Genomic DNA, 16,818 nt, shown 5'->3' on the forward strand with positions numbered 1-16,818 from the left:
TCCCTCGTTACTGATAGCTGAAGTTGGACCACTCGTCGTCGTCCACGATGGCAAGATAGGTCTTGCCACGGTTGAAAAGCATCTGCGCACCGGTCTTGTCGTAGACCAGCAGCGGATGCTCAGGCGAAGCCTTTTCCCAGCGGCCATGCTGTACAGCGCCGCGGCTGAAATAGTAGGCATCGCCGCCGGAGATGTAGCTTACCTGCTGCACATCGCCAGAGTCGCCGGAATAGCGTTCGATGGGCGCAAAGCAGACCAGCAGGTTGTCAAAGCTCAGCTGTTTTGCGCTCAGCTCGTCCACGGTGTTTTCAAATTTGCCGGAGATGCGGCTGTACATCTGCATTTTATAGGTGCGGGACTGCGGATCATAGCGGAAGCTGGTCTTGTAGTGGTCCGAGTGGGTGATGCTGACCGCCTTGCCGGAGGAAGCACCCTGCATGGCGTTCTCCTCGCCGGTGCGGTAGTCCGCAAAGCGGAAGAAGGTGGCGTCGTAATCGTACTTCAGCCCGATGCCCGCGTTGGAAGCGGCCTGCCGGATCTCCTTGCCGGAGGTGAACTCGGTGTGTTCATAGGCCACATCCCGGCCCCGGCTGTCGCGGTGAGCCACATGCGGATGGGTGGGAGTATTAAAGTAGCTCTTGCCGCCGATGTTCAGGCCGGAATAGTTGTATACGTTGATGAATTTGGTGCAGGCGGCGCTCTCACCGTCGTGGTAGTACAGCGCCTGATAGGGCATCAGCAGCTGCAGGAACTGGTCGCGGCCAGAGCGCAGCGGGCCGATCTCCGGGATGGAGTCGGCATCGTGGAACACCGCGCAGAAGCGGGTGATGCCGCCCTCCACCTTGCACTCGATCAGCAGATCGGCAGAGGAAAGGCCGCGCTGCGGACGGGCGTTCTGACGAGAGGTGTTGGAGATGTTATTCACCATCACGCCCACGATACGGCCATTGCTGCGCTTGGCCTCACCGGTCAGCGGGTCGGCATCGTAAGCGGGCAGTGCGGCAAGACTGGCAGCGGGCTGCTCGCCTGCTGCCAGCGAGGAAGCAGCCATGTCCTCCGAGGATGCAGCAGAAGAAGCTGCGCCGGAAGAACTGATGCCCAGTGTCTGCTGGAGCCAGCTGGAAAAATTGCTGCCCAGAATGGCACTGCCGGAAGCACTGCAGCTGGAAAGCGCCAGCGAAGCGGCAGCGGCACCGGTCAGGCGAAGAACAGTACGGCGAGTGATCTTCATAGGAAAAACCTCCTGCAAAAAACGTATCGGCGCGGCCCGGCAGAATGCCAAAGCCGGGAAAAAGTTTGCGGGTGCAGCGCGGCGGGGCGCACACTGCCGGGCAGTAAAACGCAGCGCACTGCAGACGGATTTGATTTGATTGTAACGATTCTTGCCGGGTTTGTAAAGAGGAAGTTATCGGGATGAAGCCCCTTCCGCTGCCGACACCGGAGCATCTTCGATCTGCTGCGCGGATGAAAAGCGGAAGCCCACACCGATGCAGGAGCTTTTTGCGCCTTTTTGCCCGGGAACCCTTGCATTTTTGCGCAAGTTGTGGTAATATTATTCGGCAGTATGTTCACTGCGGAAATATGCGCTCGTAGCTCAGCCGGTAGAGCATCTGACTTTTAATCAGAGGGCCAGGGATTCGAGTTCCCTCGAGCGCACCAAAATCCCACGAAGAATCGTAAGATTCCTCGTGGGATTTTCCTTTTTCTGGGGCTCTGCACACTTTTGCACACTTTTTGCACACCGGCGGGAAAGCCGTGTTTTTCCTTGCATTGTCTGCATTCTGTGCATCGTGAGCGTTTTTTCCATACTTTTTTCAGGCGAACAGCAGGCGGGTGAACTCACGCCGCTGCTCGGGGTTCATCTGTCGGACAACTTTCAGCAGCCCTTCCGGGGTGATCTGGATGCTGTCCGGCAGATTTTCTTTTACCGGCACAGAGCCGGATTTGGGGGAGCTGATGTCCTGTGAATAGAAGTCTGCTTCCAGCTTCTCAGCCAGCTCCAACCGGGGCTTGTCCTGCGTGTGGGCGTAGGTGTCCATCAGGATGCCCGTGGTGGCGTGGCCGGTGTTGCCCTGCACGGCCTTGATGTTGCCGCCGGATTCAATCAACTGGTAAGTGGCACTGGAGTGGCGCAGACCGTGGAACACGATCTTCTCAAACTCCGGGTGCTCTGCACGCCAAGTGCGGTACCATTTAGAAAGGGCTTCCGGGGCAACAGGCATACCGTTGGGCAGGCGGAAGAGCTGGCCACAGTTGCGATATCTGCCATCCATGGCAAGCTCGTCCTGACGGAGCTTTTCCAGCCAAGCCAGCAGTTCCTCTTTCAAGGGTCTCGTCAGATAAAGGGTGCGGCTGGATTTCTTGGTTTTCGGCTTCTTCAGCACCAGTGCGGAGCTGCTGCCCTCACGCTGGTCGGGGAAGATGTGGTAGATCTGATTCGGGTCGGTCTTTTCCAGTGCAGCCTTTTCGGTGCGCTGTAAGCTCCTGCCGACCGTGATGGTCCCACGTCCATCCGCTGCATCGAAGTCGATGTCTCCCGGCTGCAAGCCAAGGATCTCTCCGACACGCAGCGAGAGAATCATGCTCAGATGAACAGCAAGGTGGAGCGTAGGGTCGGTCATGGTCTGCAACGCAGCAAGCATGGTCTTTTCGTCCCAGATGGCACGTTCTTCCGAGGTCGATTTCGGGGCTTCTCTCGGAATCGGTGACTTGAGGAGCAGACCCCACTCAACGGCATAGGAAAAAGCAGTCTTGAGCATGGCGTGGACTTCCCGGATGGAAGCACCCGTCAGAAACTGCCGCTTCTGTTTGTCGGTGAGCGTTTGCTTGACACCCTGCTTATACAGTCCGCGCGGTGTCCGGCTCAGCGTGGCGTAAAACTGTTCGAGGTCATACGTCTGAACCTTCTGAATCTGCTTCTTGCCGAGATAGGGCACGACAAGATTCTGAATCATGGCTACCGTGTGGGTGTAGGTTTTGGGTGCCCACTTGTGCTTGCTGGACTGGATGGGGAGCCACTTGTACAGCATTTCCGCTACCGTCATTGCATCGGGTATGAGGAACGTACCGTCCAAGAGTTCTTTCTCTACCGAGATCTTGCGGTCTTGCGCTTCCTTCTTGGTTTTGAAACTCTCCCAGCCTTCACAGATCCGGCCAGCATGGTCTTTGTATTTGAAACGAACGGAGTAGGAATCTCCGCGCCTGAGAATAGATGCCATAGATATTCCCTCCCTCAGACCGCAGCAAACCAATCGTCAAAGCTCTGCTTGCTTACCCGGATGCTGGTACCGAGGCGGATCACCTTGAAGTCTTTCGTGGTGTTGCACAGATTGTACGCAGCACGGTTGGAGATCGCCAACAGTTGGGCGATCTCCTCCACCCGGTAAACGAGCGGGGCGTGTCGGACGGTTTTGCTGGTCTGGTCAGAAGGTTCTACGGCAGGGGTTTCGGACAATTCCATTGTAGGGGATTCGGGCGCGATTTTCAAGTCCTCACGGGTCAGTTTAGCGGGATTTTTGCGGACATTCGTCATAGGCATGTCTCCTTTGCACTTCTCCAGACCCGGTGCAGCTCCGGTTGAGCTGCACCCTGTGGGCTGGTAAATATGTAAGGGCCTGCCGCTCCTGACCCGAAGCAGCAGCCTAAAAAAGTGCGAGAACTTGAATTTACGCGCCCCACGCGCCCCAAACCACACAAAAGTACCTTTCTGTGTTGATTTTACAGGGCGCATGGCTGAATTGTATGCGCCCTTTTGGGGCGCATCTTGCCTTCTCTCCCGCCCCGAAGGGCGTGTTGCCGCCCTGTATCCGCCCAAAAGGGCGGACACGCGCCCTAGGAAAACAGCGATAACAAGTCGAAACCACTGATTTGGGGCGCGTGGGGCGGGAGAATTTCACTTTTTGTGTGTTTTATGCCGCAGCAAAGGCGGGGTGGACGCATACGCCCCGGAAGCCGCGGTACTTTCCCTCGATGTGCTTGGAAAAGGTCAGGCCATACTTCCCCGCATTTTTCAGCAGGAACTGGCTGAACTTCTTTTGCGGAACAGGCGATTCCAGATTATCCTCGCACCACTTGGTGTAGGCGCGGTAGAGATAGGTGGAGCGTTCCTCGGTGTCGGGCTTAAAGCGGACATACGCTGTTGCCTGCATGAACTGGGTCAGGTTGTCGCTGTCCGCCATGGCTGCTTCGAGGTTCTGGATGGAGCGCTCGCTGATGGTGAACTGATAGCGGTTTGCCAGCAGACGGTGTAACCCCTCCAGCATCCACAGCAGGATGCCGGGACGCTCCTCGGACAACTCTTCGATAAGGAACGGGTTATCCACCCGGGCAGGGTCACGGTCTTTCACCGTGATGAGGATTTGCCTGCGCCAGAAGCCGTCGCTGTCATCGTGAGCAGCCACAAGGTTGCCGTTGCCGAAGCAGATGAAACGAACGTACAGCAGGCCTTGGACAGCCTGCTTGTTTTTCCGCTCGATGCACAAACGGTCCTCTGCGGTGACGATGGACTTGATGTTCCGTGTTTCGGGCAAAGCCACCATGTTCAGATCGTCATCGACCATGACCAGCTTGTACTCCAGATTGGCACTGGCAAAGCGGTTCGTTTCGATGCGGAGGATGGATTCGGAGTGAGAGGCTTCCCCGAACAGCTTCTTCAGCAGCAAGCCGATGCGGGATTTTCCCTCGCCGCCCTTGCCGGTCATGACCAGCATCTTCTGCGCCTTGGTAGACGGGATCAGAAGATAGCCGAGATATTCCTGCAAGGTCAGAATGTCCTCCGGGATGAGCAGACCGTCCAGAAATTCCAGCCACTTGGTCGGTGCGGGGGCATCGGGCTGGTATTCCACGGGGAGCCGGTTCAGGCAGAGTTCCTTTTCCGGCACAAATCTCCGCTCGTCCAGAAAGTAGGTTCCGTTCTGGAGATGGATGCGGTCAAGCTGGGGTTTCCATTCAGGGGTATAGGTTTCGATACGGAGTGCGTCCAGAACCTGCTTCTCCTTCTTGGCAAGGTTGTCGAGCACAAAGTCACGGAGGTCGCTGTGGACTTCGTAGAGCAGTGCGTCCTCGTCTACCTCGCCGTTCTGGTCGAACAGCTTCTGTTTCAGGCACATCATGGGGTGCTTCTCTAAAAGGTACTGGCAGTAAGCGGTTTCACGCACTTTGCCCTTGCTGTCTACCCAAGGGCATTCGCATTCTTCCTCTTCTTCCAGTTCGTCCTCATCACGCCAATCGTCGTTCCTCTTTTTCCAGTCGCTCATGCAATCCCTCCCAATACTTCCGTAGCTCGTTTTCGGTCTGCGGGTCCGGGAGCACCGAACAGTCCAGATAATATTCAACGATGTCAAGGTTCTTTATCGCTTCAAGGAAGCAGGGGTGAAGTTCTTCTGTGGGTGACTGCGGTGCGTATCGGACCCGCCAACGCTGCAGACAGCGGTAATAGTCCAGCAGCTGCTGCCGGACGGTGGGCGGTCTGCGGGGAGCAAGCCGCACCTTGCCGTCGGCAAGTGCCATGCCGAAATCGTTCTTCAACTTTTCCACAGCCTTATAGGGAGAAAGTTGAAAAAGTCTGCCGACAAAATCGATCACATCGCCATCTGCCTGACAGGCGAAACAGTGGAAACGGCTGTCTACCTTCATGCTGGGGTGTTTATCCCCGTGGAAGGGACAGCACATCATGCCGTTCCGGTTTACGGCGAAGCCGTATAGCTCCGCTGCCTGCCGGGTCGAGATGGCGTTCTTTACGTCCGAAAAGACAGAGGTGCTACCCTCCGTCCCAATGGGTGGGGTACAGGCGAAAGGACGAAGCCCGGTGAGGGGCGTGGGTGAGGTTGGGTTTATTCACACATCGATCCGTCAGAGTGTTGTTCATTTGACCTCCTGCTGCGGTACGGCGTGGCTGCGCTCTTCCTTGCGGAAGAAGGCTTCCACGTTCTGTTGTGCGGTGCGGAGTTCACGCAGTTCGATCTGCGCTTTCTTGTAGCGGGTGTAGAAACCGTTTTTCTCCGAGGAAAGGGTCTGGTATTCGGCATCCAGCTTTTTGAGGTCCGGCAGCGTCCTGAGCCCGTTGGCCTTGAAATAGGCGCAAGCGGCCTCGTACACAGCAAACTCTGCACGGTGCTGCTCCTTGAACTTGGCGGGGTTCCGCACAGTCTGGAGCTTCTGTGCAAGAGGTTTGTACTGCCGATAGACCACAAGATGCCCGCGCAGCTCCTTGAGGGAGACCATGCGGGCATCCAGGTCTTTGACCACCGCCAGTGCATCGTCGTGCTGGGTTTGCAGTTCGGCAATGCGCTGGTCTAGGGCATCTTCGCTGAGCAGCTTTTTCTCCTGCAGGAGACACAAGGTCTGCGACCAGCGTTTGAGGTTGAACTTTTTCGCCCAACGCTCATAGCCGATGCCCTTGCCCGCAGCAACGTTCGCCTGAATGTCAACCAGTTTCCTGATCTTATCCGGTTTCTTCTCGCTGCTGGGCTGGATGATGGCGGCAAGCTGGATGTTCTGGGAGAGGGCGGTCAGCACCTGCTCTTTTTCCAGCTTCTTGCTCAGTTTCTTGGCGGTGATGAACTTTGTCCGGCCGGGCGGGCAGTAGCTCAACCGGCCTCGGCTCTCCTTCACGGCGATGCCGTGTTCCTGCATGAGCAATGCAGAAAATTCCTCGAAGGTGGTGGTCTTGTTCAGCACAGCGTAGATCTGCTTTCGCAGCTTGTCCAGTTCGGTCTGGTAGACGGTCTGGGTGGGCTGCTGCCCTTCGGCGGCAAGTTTGGCGTTGGCATAGTCGAGGCGGCGTTGTCCGCGCCGCTGCGCCCAATACTCGCGCTCCGAAACATGGTCGCCTTGGGCTTCCAGCAGATTGATCTGGTTCAGGTCGGCTTGCTCGCACATTTCCATGACAGCGACACGGAGGTGCCGGAGCATGGCAGAAGTGCAGCGGTGCTTCTTGCCCGCTTCCCAGTCGCACGGCTTGTCCATGAAGGGCTGCCGTTCCACGGTGCGGACACGCAAGCTGCCGATGACGATGTGGACGTGGATGTTTCCCGCACTGTTGTGACCGTCCGGGTGGGTGCAGACGATGGCGGGATGACCGGGGAAATTTTCCTTGCAGAACTGCAAGCCAAGGGCTTGCGCCCGCTCCATGGTCAGGCCGTTCTCTACTGCGTCCTTCGGGTCGAAGCTGATGATATAATGGTGGGTCTTCACGTCCTCCCGTCCGCCGTTCTTGCCGTACTTGCGATTGGCAATCAGGCAGGCCATAGCAAACGAAGATTCGCCGCACTCAAGGGTGTCGAGCAGGTACGAATCCCGCAGCTTGGGTCTGCCCTTCTCGTCCAGAATGGGCAGACCAGTGTACTCGTTGTGCTGAAAGGTGAGATAGCTTTCGGCGGCGGCATAGTTAGAGTTCTTCGAGCTTAAATGCTTGATGGTTGCCATACAGTTCACCAACCGTTTCTTCGGCTTTCAGCCGAAAGTTCGTGAGTGCGGACAGTTCCTCCAGTATTTGCGCCCGGAGCGGCTCGGTGTCTTTGCCGCCGGAGTTGAAGTGCCGTGCAAGCTGGTTGAGGTTGCTTCCCACCTTGCTGCACTGGGCAGACAAGGCGGCAAGCGCCGCCAGTGCATCCTCGCCGCCCTGCGCCACCACAACGGTGTGCTTGACGTTTACGCCGTACAGGACGCGGCGGACGAGTTCGGACTGGGTGAGGTGGAGTTCTTTACAGGCGTATGCGATCCGCAGTTTTTCTTCTGCGGTCACCCTGACTTTGATGATGTGTGTCTTTCGTTTTTGCGGCGTGTCATTGCGGTTCTTCTTTGCGTGTACGTTCGGACTTTTCATTTCAGCCATATTCGACCTCCTGTGAAAATGATAAATGCCCACTCCGGGATGGAGAAGGCTATGTAATGCGACACGCCGCTTTCGCACCAACGGTGCGAAGCTAGAGCAGGGTTTGGGGAAGGCACTCCCCAACAAGTGGCAGACCATGTGACAGAACATTTTCAAGCATTGAAAATTTGTGGCCACAGGTCGATACTTGCTTTCACCCTTTCCGTGCAACACTGAAAATTTCAGAAGTCGAACCGCAATGCACGTTGAAAATTTTGCAGAACAAAACGTGTGAAAAGGCAAAGCCCCTGCTCATGGTCACCGTTCACACCGAACGCAGTTCCTGCCCCTGTTTTGCAGCGGCGTTGTCCGGCTCGCCCACAGAAAGCGTGAGGTCATGGCGCAGTATCTCGTTCAGACGGCTTATGTAAGATTCAAGGTACAGTATGAAGAAAGCCGGACGCAGTGCGGACACTACAACCTGCTTCTTTCAAGCACAAGAATAACACTTTACGGTTGTACAGTCAACAACTAAAAACAAATTTTGGAAGATTGAACAACTACATAAGATTTTATTTGTGAAAAAGAAAAATACCGCCCACGCAGCGCAGCGATGGATTTTGTCGGGTGAATCGGCGGCAAAATGAATCGGGTGTGTTGCGGGACGGTAAAAATCTTCATGGGGAATAAATCCTCGCCGCTCTGTACTTTTCTACAAAATTGGTGGGATTTGCGATAAAGGGTATCATGGATTGCAAGGCACGTCAAGATGGTTTTGCAAATTTTATTGCAGTAAAGCAGTGATAGTAGGACTTATATTTAACACACGGCAAGAAACAATTTCCGTTTCGCACATTGTAATGTTCGCAGAAAAAACTTATAATGCTTTTGAACCTGTAGGACACACAAAACGCGGAAAAGAGAGGGAATCATGAGAAAACTGTTCCTTTTGGAAGATGATCTGAGCCTGATCAGTGGGCTGACTTTTGCATTCAAGAAACAGGGCTTTGCACTGGATACAGCCCGGACGCTGGCAGAAGCCGAGGTGCTGTGGTCAGACAGAAAATATGACCTGCTGGTGCTGGATGTTTCTCTGCCGGATGGCTCTGGCTTCGATTTCTGCCAGAAGGTGCGGCGCACATCCAACGTGCCGATTCTGTTCCTGACCGCTTCGGATGAGGAAATGAATATCATCATGGGACTGGAACTGGGCGGGGATGATTACCTGACCAAGCCGTTCAAGCTGGGTGTCCTGTTGTCGCGGGTCAATGCACTGCTTCGCCGTGCAAATGCGTCCAGCGCAGGAGAACCCGTACTGGAATCGGGCAGCATCACCGTTCGGCTGTTGCAGGGGCAGACATACAAAAACGGAGCATTGCTGGAACTGACCGGCGCAGAGTACAAGCTGCTCTGCTTCTTTATGCAGCATCCGAATGCCGTGCTATCCAAGGAACAAATTCTGGATGCACTGTGGGACTGCGATGGGGATTACATTGACAGCAGTGCCTTAACAGTGTACATCCGGCGGCTGCGGATGAAGATCGAGGACGACCCCGGCAAACCGCAGATGTTGCTGACTGTCCGCGGCATGGGCTATAAATGGAATGGGTAAAGGTGCCGTATGAAAGTATTCGCAAACCAGGAGATCCGAAATTTGTTCCAAGCCGTGCTGGCGGTCTGGGCGGTGGCATTGGCTCTCACGCAGGGCATCGTATGGCATACGACGCATGTGTTTTCTTTCGTGTTACTGTTGGTTTTTCTTCTGCTGGGCGGCTGTCTCTGGGGTGTGCTTTTTCGCTATTTCCAAAGGCAGAGCGCGCTTCTGGAACAGGCAGTCCAGCAAATCCAAAGCTGTCTGGATGGCAACCCGGATGCACGACTGGGCTGCGACCGGGAGGGAGAACTTTACCGTCTGTTTCACTCCGTTAATGCATTGGCGGCAGTTCTGAGCGCACACGCAGACAACGAGCAACGGGAGAAGCGTTTTTTGAAAAATACCATTGCAGATATTTCGCACCAGCTCAAAACACCGCTGGCGGCGTTGAATATCTACAACGGTCTGCTTCAGGACGAAGCTGTTTCGCCGTCGGAGGTCAAAGAGTTTGCAGACCTGTCCGAACAGGAGTTGGACCGCATCGAAACGCTGGTGCAGAATCTGCTCAAAATCACCCGGCTGGATGCCGGTTCGGTCGTCTTGGAGAAGAAAAACGAAAATGTTGCTGAAATGGTGCAGGATATCGCGCGGCAGTATAGCTATCGTGCAGAGCAGGAACAGAAAAAGCTTGTTCTGTCCGGCTCAGAGGCGGTTACACTTTGGTGCGACCGTGACTGGATGCAGGAAGCTGTGGACAATCTTGTAAAGAATGCCCTTGACCACACAAAGAGCGGAGATACGATTCAGGTAGAGTGGAATGCACTGCCGTCCATGGTTCAGATCAAAGTGCGCGACAACGGCAGCGGTATCCACCCGGAAGATTTGTACCATATCTTCAAACGGTTTTATCGCAGCCGCTTTTCACAGGATACACAGGGCATCGGGCTGGGTCTTCCGTTGGCAAAAGCCGTTGTGGAAGCCCATCACGGCACCATTGAAGTAGACAGCGAGCTGGGAAAGGGCACGACCTTTACTCTGAATTTTCCGATTCCTACAAAATTGTAGGCTGCGTGTAGGCTTGCAGTAAGGTTGACGTGTTATCCTTTTCTGCACAGACAGAGATAATCCGTCTGAATCGAAGGAACCTGCAAAGTGAGGGATACACTATGGAACTATTAGAAGTCAACCATCTCTGCAAGACCTACGGCAGCGGAGAAACTGCTGTCCATGCGCTGAAAGATGTTAGCTTTTCAGTGCCGAAAGGCGAATATGTGGCGGTCGTTGGCGAATCCGGCTCCGGCAAAAGCACCCTGCTCAATCTGATTGGCGGACTGGATACGCCGACTTCCGGCAAGGTGCTGATTGATGGCAAGGATGTTTTTGCCATGAAAGACCGGGAGCTGACGATCTTCCGCCGCCGCAATATCGGTTTTATCTTTCAGGCATTCAACCTCATCCCGGAACTGACCGTAGAACAGAACATCCTGTTCCCGGTGCTGCTGGACTACCAAAAGCCGGACAGGGCATATCTGGAAGAGCTGCTGACCGTGCTGAATCTGAAAGACCGTCGAAAGCATCTGCCAAGCCAGCTTTCCGGTGGGCAGCAGCAACGGGTAGCCATCGGCCGCGCCCTGATGACCCGCCCTTCCCTGATTTTGGCGGATGAGCCGACCGGCAATCTGGACACCCAGAACAGCAGCGAGGTCATTGCCCTGCTAAAAGAAACATCCCGGAAATACGAGCAGACCATCCTGATGATCACCCACAACCGCAGCATTGCGCAGACGGCAGACCGGGTGTTGCAGGTATCGGACGGCTGCCTGACCGATTTTGGGAGGTGCCGGGAATGAGAAGTACAGAAATGAAAAGCTATCTGAGCCTGATCCCGATTTCTGCCAAGGTACGCAGACGGCAGAACCGCATGACGATTTTGTGCATCGTCCTTGCGGTGTTTCTGGTCACGGCGGTGTTCAGTATGGCAGATATGGCGATTCGTATGGAAACCTCAAACCAGCTGAACAAAAACGGAAACTGGCATATCATGGTAAAGGACATCTCCCCTGAAACAGCCGCAGAGCTTGCCGCACAGGAGGATGTTGCTGCATTTTCGGCGTATAGCGACATCAACGCTTCCCTTACGGAAAACTACTTTGCCGGAGATAAACGTGCCGCACTGGTAGGAGCAGATGATGCGATCCTTCAAATCTTTCCGGGAATGCAGTGTAGCACTGCCCCGGCGGATGGCGAAGTGCTCGTGACAGCAAACATCCGGGATTGGCTGGATGTCACGGTCGGTACAGCGATTCCGCTGACGCTCCCGGATGGACAGACCATTTCGCTTACTGTCGCAGGTTTCAATGAGGATACCTCCGATGCGAACCAGTATGATGCTGTTGTGCTGGTGATGAACCGCAGTACATTTTCTCAGATTGCCGCACAGGGAGAAGAATCCTTTGAAACACAGTATTTCATCCAGTTCAAGCCACGTACCAATTTGCGGCAGTCCATTGTGAACATCGAAAACAAGTACGGAATTTCAGAAGAAAAAATCTCCGAAAATACTTACCTGATGGCGTTGAACGCAAGCAGCAACAACGATTATATTGTAGGCTTATATGCGGTAGCGGCTGTGTTGGCTGGCATGGTCGTCCTTGCCGGAATTTTTATGATCACAGGCAGCATCAACAGCAATGTAGCTCAGCGTACCAGCTATTATGGAATGCTGCGCTGTCTTGGGGCAGAAAAAAATCAGGTTCGGATGCTTGTCCGGCTGGAAGCTCTTTTCTGGTGTAAAACTGCTGTTCCAGCAGGATGTGCGCTGGGAATCGTTTCCACATGGGGATTGTGTTCCTTTCTGCGTGGATTTATCGGCGAGGAGTTCAGCTCTTTACCAGTGCTTGGCATCAGCCCGGTCGGTATTATCTGTGGTTCCGCGCTGGGACTTATCACGGTTTGGTTCGCGGCATCTTCTCCGGCACGGCGGGCGGCAAAAGCTTCTCCGATCACAGCAGCAACTGGGAATGCGGTGGAGAATGCAGCGGATTCTCCGTGTCATGCTCGGTTGTTTGGAAGTCGTGCAGAGCTTTCTTTGGGCGTGAGTCATGCAACCTCGTCCAAAAAGAACTTGCTTCTGATGACAGGTTCCTTTGCGTTAAGCATTCTCCTGTTTTTGAGCTTTTCGGTTTTGCTTCGATGGGTTGGATTTGCGCTGAATCCGTTGCAGTCCTATGCACCGGACTTATCGGTGGCTGAAACATCCGGGCAAAATGTCCTTGACCCGGTGCTGGTGGAGCAGCTGGAAGCTCTGCCGGAAGTCAAACACGCATTCGGGCGGATGTATTGCCCCCTCCCGGCGGAATATCAGGGAAAACAGGGGTCCATCGACCTGATTTCATACGATACGATACAGTTTGGCTGGGCGAAAAAAGACCTGATTGGCGGAACCCTTCCGCAGGAGCCGGAGGATGGCACATATCCTGTGCTGACGGTATTCGACAAAAGCAACTCCCTGACCGTGGGTGATACCATCCAGCTGGAGGATGCAAAGCTCACAGTCGTGGGTGTATTGAACGACAGCCCGTTCAGTAGTACCGATTCCCCGATTGTTATCTGCACCGAAGAAACCTTCCATCAGCTGACCGGGCAAAACCGCTATGCGGTGATCGATATTCAACTAAAAGATACCACAGCAGACGCAGCCATTGCACAAATACACACCCTGCTGAGCGACACGTTAAACAAGCAGGTTGTTTTTTCCAATCGAATCGAAGGAAATCGGATGATACAAAGCACCTACTGGGCGTTCCATCTGGTGGTCTATGCGTTTCTCATCGTGATTGCAGGAATCACCATTCTGAACATCATCAACAGCATTTCCATGAGCGTGTCGGCACGAATGAAGCAGTATGGCATCCTGCGTGCCATCGGGATGGATGATGCACAGCTGAAACGCATGATCTCTGCCGAAGCTGGCACCTATGCGGTGTCTGGTCTTGTGGTGGGCATTGCACTGGGTCTTGTGCTGAACCGGATGCTGTATACCCGGCTCATCACCCATTATTTCGGTGCAGCGTGGCAGGTGCCGTGGGGCTGTCTTGCCGTGATTGTCGCAGTCGTGCTGGCGGCTGTGGTGCTGGCAGTATATACCCCGGTCAGGCGAATCCTCATGCAGCCCATTACTGCAACCATCAGTGAATTATAAGCCAGAACAACAGATGCCCACCAGCTTATGGCGAAAACCATAGGTCGGTGGGCATCGTGTTCTTTATAAGGGCTTAATCTTCCGGTCTGCCGTGGTCACAGCCAAGGGAAAGATAATGCTCCGTCCCTCCACCCAGCACAAGCTGAGCGTACTCCAAGGGCTTGTTGTAGAGCAGCCAGTCCAGCTCTGCCCGCTGTGCCGGAGTGTTGCCGTACTCATCCTCGACGGCGATGCAGTCGATGGCAAGGGTGGTGTATGACGTTTGCAAACATTGCAATGGCCAAACCCCTTTAGCATATAATATGATTGAGTGCTTTTAAATTTAAGCACTTGAACTTACGTCCTTTTGTGGTATAATAAAGCTAGAGGATAGCGGCATTGACCAGCTATCGGTGGCGATGAAGCAGTGGACTGGTTCGGTATCAGCCGATTGTGGAGCCAGACCGTGGGTTGAGCGATAACCACAAGCCGAATAGATTCGATGAATCGAAAGAAAACGCTTAATAGGAGCCTTGCCTTTCGGCAGGGCTTCTATTTTTTTGAGGGAAGGTGAAAATGTGCAGGACGAACAGCAAGATATTTTGTATCGGGCAGCAGAAGTCTGGAAAGAACTGACTGAGTACCACTATGTTTTCACCTACGGCTATAAGGGTGAACTGCACGAGATCAAGCTGACATTTTCACCAGAGGACTTCCCTCACCTTGCTGGGTTCCACTACCTGAAAGATATTGCCCTTCCCCGGTATAGCCCGCGCAAAACAGTGGATATGATTCTATCCGGCAAGATCACCTACGACAAGGTAAAGAAGGGTACACTCTATCAGGAGTATGTGAAACCGCGTCTGCTGGCACTGGTGCGGTTGAAAGAAATACTGGAACAGGAGTTTGATTTGTTTTCCTATATGCCCCAGTTCTATCCGTTCGTGACCAAAATCAAAGCGGACTACCTGATTTCCAGCCAGATCGAACCAACTGCCTTTGTGTTCATTATCCGGGAATCTCCCTCCGGCAATGCGGTATGTGACTTTCTGTGTTGTTCTGCTTTTGAAGAAAGCGGCCGTGACTACCGTGCAAACCAACGTTCTCGAACGCTCCTGAAGAAAGAGCGTGTACATATCGAAACGCAAGACACGGTGGTTCTGTATGACCGCTTGCCGAAAAATCTCGATTAACAAAACGATGCCCACTCACTCATGGAAAAACCATGGGCGGGTGGGCATCACTTGTTACCCTTCTGTCAGAGCAGAAATGGTAGGTTGTCCATTTGGCATAAAATGATAGATGGGACAAGATTCAAAGAACTTCTGTGATTCTTCAGGTAGCTTATCAAAGTGAATTTTAGCCGCAACAGGATTATCTAATAGTAGATATGCACCAACGTAAATAGACTCATTGTCTTGGGCTACTTCAATAAGAGAAAGAATTTCGGCTTGTTCAGTCGAAGTCAATATGCGAGAGCGTTTGACGGACTGAAGATAGTTGAGAATAGCAATCGGATGCTCTGTATATGGATCAGAATCCTTAATCCAAAGCGCGAGGGTAGTCGCAGTGGATAGTAGCTCAATGCGACTATTTTTACTTTCATCGTATGCTTTAAGCATTTCAAGAAGAAGTGCATTGAGCGAATGAGAATAATCTTCGGAAAAAGGAACGTGCTGAACGGCATCAAGTAGCGCGTTATAGTCGATATTGCAGTACTTCAACATTGCATCTTTATTTAACATGACGAAGTGAGTGGATGGATATTCTTTATCATTTTTGTCAAACTCGCGATATATCAGTGGTACATAGTTAAAATCATAGATGTTATGGTATTCACTATTTTCTTCAGTCGGAACAACCCATAAAAGAAGTTCTAGATTAGCAATATGGCAGCTTCGAAGAAGCGATTGGCTTGAACACATCTTGATTGGTTCTTTGTCGATTAGTGCAGCTCTCAAGATGCTAAGATTAGTATTGTCTGTGACAGAAAGGGAAGAACAGTCGAGGTCGGCTGTTGCATGAACTGCCTCTAGCGTCTTTTTCACATCTAGAAGAAAGGAAAGCTTTTTTTGAAGTGTAGGAAGATTGGCACAATCAGCTTCACTGAAAGCGATTTTTCCACCATTGATTTCATAGTGATGGGCAGAAAGGGCAGCAACCATAAACTCTGCATCTTTGATACGCTCTGATAGTGTTCCGGATAAAGTAAAATTGAATTTTGTAGGCAAGGATTGCGCTGTACTGAAACTCATCTGTATTCCCTTACCAAAACGAATGACCGTAGATGATTTAGAACGTGTGACAGTATAACTCTCAAAATAAACTTTAGAATCAATGCTGATAGGAGCATCTCGTGTAAACGAAAATAACTCAATACGGTCAAGATGAGCAATGGGCAGTTCGACTTTTTGAGGGAGAACAGCATAAATGTAAGTTTCGTGGTCAAAAAAATAATCAAGGGGCAAATCGTAATGTTTTGCTGCACTAGTAGAATAGCCTAGAGAAATAGTGTTGGTGGGTAAGTCTGAATCGAAGGATAAGAGCGCGCTATTGATAGCGGCGCGTTGCCTATTCATGTGATGCGCGAAATTAAGGAAGATATCATCGATATCTTCTTTTTTGGTCGGAAAAACTTTTAATTCAATGCTTTTGCATTTAGAGAAATCTCCTTTATAGTCCTTGAGCATTTTTTTGAGGTCGAACGGAAGAAGTCCAACATAGTATATAGTATAATGCTCATCTTCCTTATCGAAATACACGACAAAAAAGATGGTTCCTCCAACATAAAGATAGTTTCTTAAATCAGAATATTGGATAGAATACTTTATGCTCTTTTTCTTTAGATTTGGTTTAATATGACCTTTGACCTGAACAGGTACTTTTAAAATCAAGTCAGCTTTTGCATGAACGTGGCCGGACTTTTTATAGACTTCTACATCTCCATCCCATGAGGGCTCTTTATCATTGGAATTGATGTGAGAAACCAAGTGACCCGTTTTGCTTATGGCAAGTTCAACATGATTTGTAGCAATCTTTTCAGAATCCATATTAGACCTCCAGATAAGGTGATTGCAGAAATATGCATGAGAGTGCAGTTTCTTGTTTGTACTGATTATACACCTAAAATCAGAAAAATTAACAAAACATCTGAAAAATCTTGAAATTGTGATAGTCTTGACAAAAACTGAATTTATGGAAGATAATGGAATAGGTCTGCTATCGGTAGCG

The 16,818-nt window shown here is 52.2% G+C and carries 14 protein-coding genes and 1 tRNA gene; 6 read left to right on the plus strand and 9 right to left on the minus strand.

Annotated elements, in window-relative coordinates; genetic code table 11:
• Positions 1-7: 7 nt before the first annotated feature.
• On the minus strand, positions 8-1,231 hold the full coding sequence (locus tag WMO17_RS05520) for a DUF3048 domain-containing protein (protein ID WP_349137615.1): 1,224 nt from the start codon (positions 1,229-1,231) through the stop codon (positions 8-10).
• Between the two features lie 352 nt (positions 1,232-1,583).
• Between WMO17_RS05520 and WMO17_RS05525 the strand changes: the two genes are divergently transcribed.
• Positions 1,584-1,659: transfer RNA gene (locus WMO17_RS05525), tRNA-Lys, on the plus strand.
• 155 nt (positions 1,660-1,814) lie between these two features.
• Here WMO17_RS05525 and WMO17_RS05530 read toward each other — a convergent pair.
• The 6 genes from WMO17_RS05530 to WMO17_RS05555 all read right to left on the minus strand — a co-directional run bounded on the left by WMO17_RS05530 (position 1,815) and on the right by WMO17_RS05555 (position 7,834).
• Complete coding sequence (locus tag WMO17_RS05530; RefSeq protein ID WP_112143829.1) at positions 1,815-3,218, minus strand: site-specific integrase; 1,404 nt, start codon at positions 3,216-3,218, stop codon at positions 1,815-1,817.
• Between the two features lie 14 nt (positions 3,219-3,232).
• Positions 3,233-3,538, minus strand: a complete 306-nt coding sequence (locus WMO17_RS05535) for a helix-turn-helix domain-containing protein (RefSeq protein WP_154255733.1) — start codon at positions 3,536-3,538, stop codon at positions 3,233-3,235.
• A gap of 370 nt (positions 3,539-3,908) precedes the next feature.
• Positions 3,909-5,255, minus strand: coding sequence for a DNA primase family protein (locus WMO17_RS05540; protein ID WP_349137616.1), 1,347 nt, complete (start codon positions 5,253-5,255; stop codon positions 3,909-3,911).
• Positions 5,218-5,673, minus strand: coding sequence for a CHC2 zinc finger domain-containing protein (locus WMO17_RS05545; RefSeq protein ID WP_005937055.1), 456 nt, complete (start codon positions 5,671-5,673; stop codon positions 5,218-5,220). Before WMO17_RS05545 ends, WMO17_RS05540 begins: the two co-directional genes overlap by 38 nt.
• A 189-nt stretch (positions 5,674-5,862) precedes the next feature.
• Positions 5,863-7,425 (minus strand): relaxase/mobilization nuclease domain-containing protein, encoded by a 1,563-nt coding sequence (locus WMO17_RS05550; RefSeq protein WP_349137617.1) that lies wholly within the window; start codon positions 7,423-7,425, stop codon positions 5,863-5,865.
• On the minus strand, positions 7,388-7,834 hold the full coding sequence (locus WMO17_RS05555; RefSeq protein ID WP_349137618.1) for a plasmid mobilization protein: 447 nt from the start codon (positions 7,832-7,834) through the stop codon (positions 7,388-7,390). The genes WMO17_RS05550 and WMO17_RS05555 overlap by 38 nt, the downstream gene beginning before the upstream one ends.
• A 910-nt stretch (positions 7,835-8,744) precedes the next feature.
• On the opposite strand from WMO17_RS05555, the gene WMO17_RS05560 reads away from it, so the two are divergent.
• The 4 genes from WMO17_RS05560 to WMO17_RS05575 all read left to right on the plus strand — a co-directional run bounded on the left by WMO17_RS05560 (position 8,745) and on the right by WMO17_RS05575 (position 13,608).
• Positions 8,745-9,425 (plus strand): response regulator transcription factor, encoded by a 681-nt coding sequence (locus tag WMO17_RS05560; RefSeq protein ID WP_154256068.1) that lies wholly within the window; start codon positions 8,745-8,747, stop codon positions 9,423-9,425.
• Between the two features lie 9 nt (positions 9,426-9,434).
• Positions 9,435-10,472 (plus strand): sensor histidine kinase, encoded by a 1,038-nt coding sequence (locus WMO17_RS05565; protein ID WP_154256069.1) that lies wholly within the window; start codon positions 9,435-9,437, stop codon positions 10,470-10,472.
• 101 nt (positions 10,473-10,573) lie between these two features.
• Entirely contained in the window at positions 10,574-11,257 is a 684-nt protein-coding gene (locus WMO17_RS05570) for an ABC transporter ATP-binding protein (protein WP_097793055.1), read from the plus strand.
• On the plus strand, positions 11,254-13,608 hold the full coding sequence (locus WMO17_RS05575) for an ABC transporter permease (RefSeq protein ID WP_154256070.1): 2,355 nt from the start codon (positions 11,254-11,256) through the stop codon (positions 13,606-13,608). The genes WMO17_RS05570 and WMO17_RS05575 overlap by 4 nt, the downstream gene beginning before the upstream one ends.
• Positions 13,609-13,681: 73 nt before the next feature.
• On the opposite strand, the gene WMO17_RS05580 is transcribed toward WMO17_RS05575, so the two are convergent.
• Positions 13,682-13,885 carry a DUF6061 family protein gene (locus tag WMO17_RS05580; RefSeq protein WP_097780445.1) on the minus strand — a complete coding sequence of 68 codons (204 nt, stop codon included), beginning with the start codon at positions 13,883-13,885 and terminating at the stop codon, positions 13,682-13,684.
• A gap of 280 nt (positions 13,886-14,165) precedes the next feature.
• On the opposite strand from WMO17_RS05580, the gene WMO17_RS05585 reads away from it, so the two are divergent.
• Positions 14,166-14,780, plus strand: a complete 615-nt coding sequence (locus tag WMO17_RS05585; protein WP_242958688.1) for a PBECR4 domain-containing protein — start codon at positions 14,166-14,168, stop codon at positions 14,778-14,780.
• A 54-nt stretch (positions 14,781-14,834) separates the two neighbouring features.
• On the opposite strand, the gene WMO17_RS05590 is transcribed toward WMO17_RS05585, so the two are convergent.
• A complete protein-coding gene (locus WMO17_RS05590; protein ID WP_113991776.1) occupies positions 14,835-16,637 on the minus strand; it encodes a DUF4365 domain-containing protein in 1,803 nt (600 codons plus the stop codon).
• Positions 16,638-16,818 lie beyond the last annotated feature (181 nt).

Origin of the sequence: Faecalibacterium faecis (genome assembly GCF_040096475.1) — a bacterium.
Taxonomy (GTDB): Bacteria; Bacillota; Clostridia; order Oscillospirales; family Ruminococcaceae; genus Faecalibacterium; species Faecalibacterium taiwanense.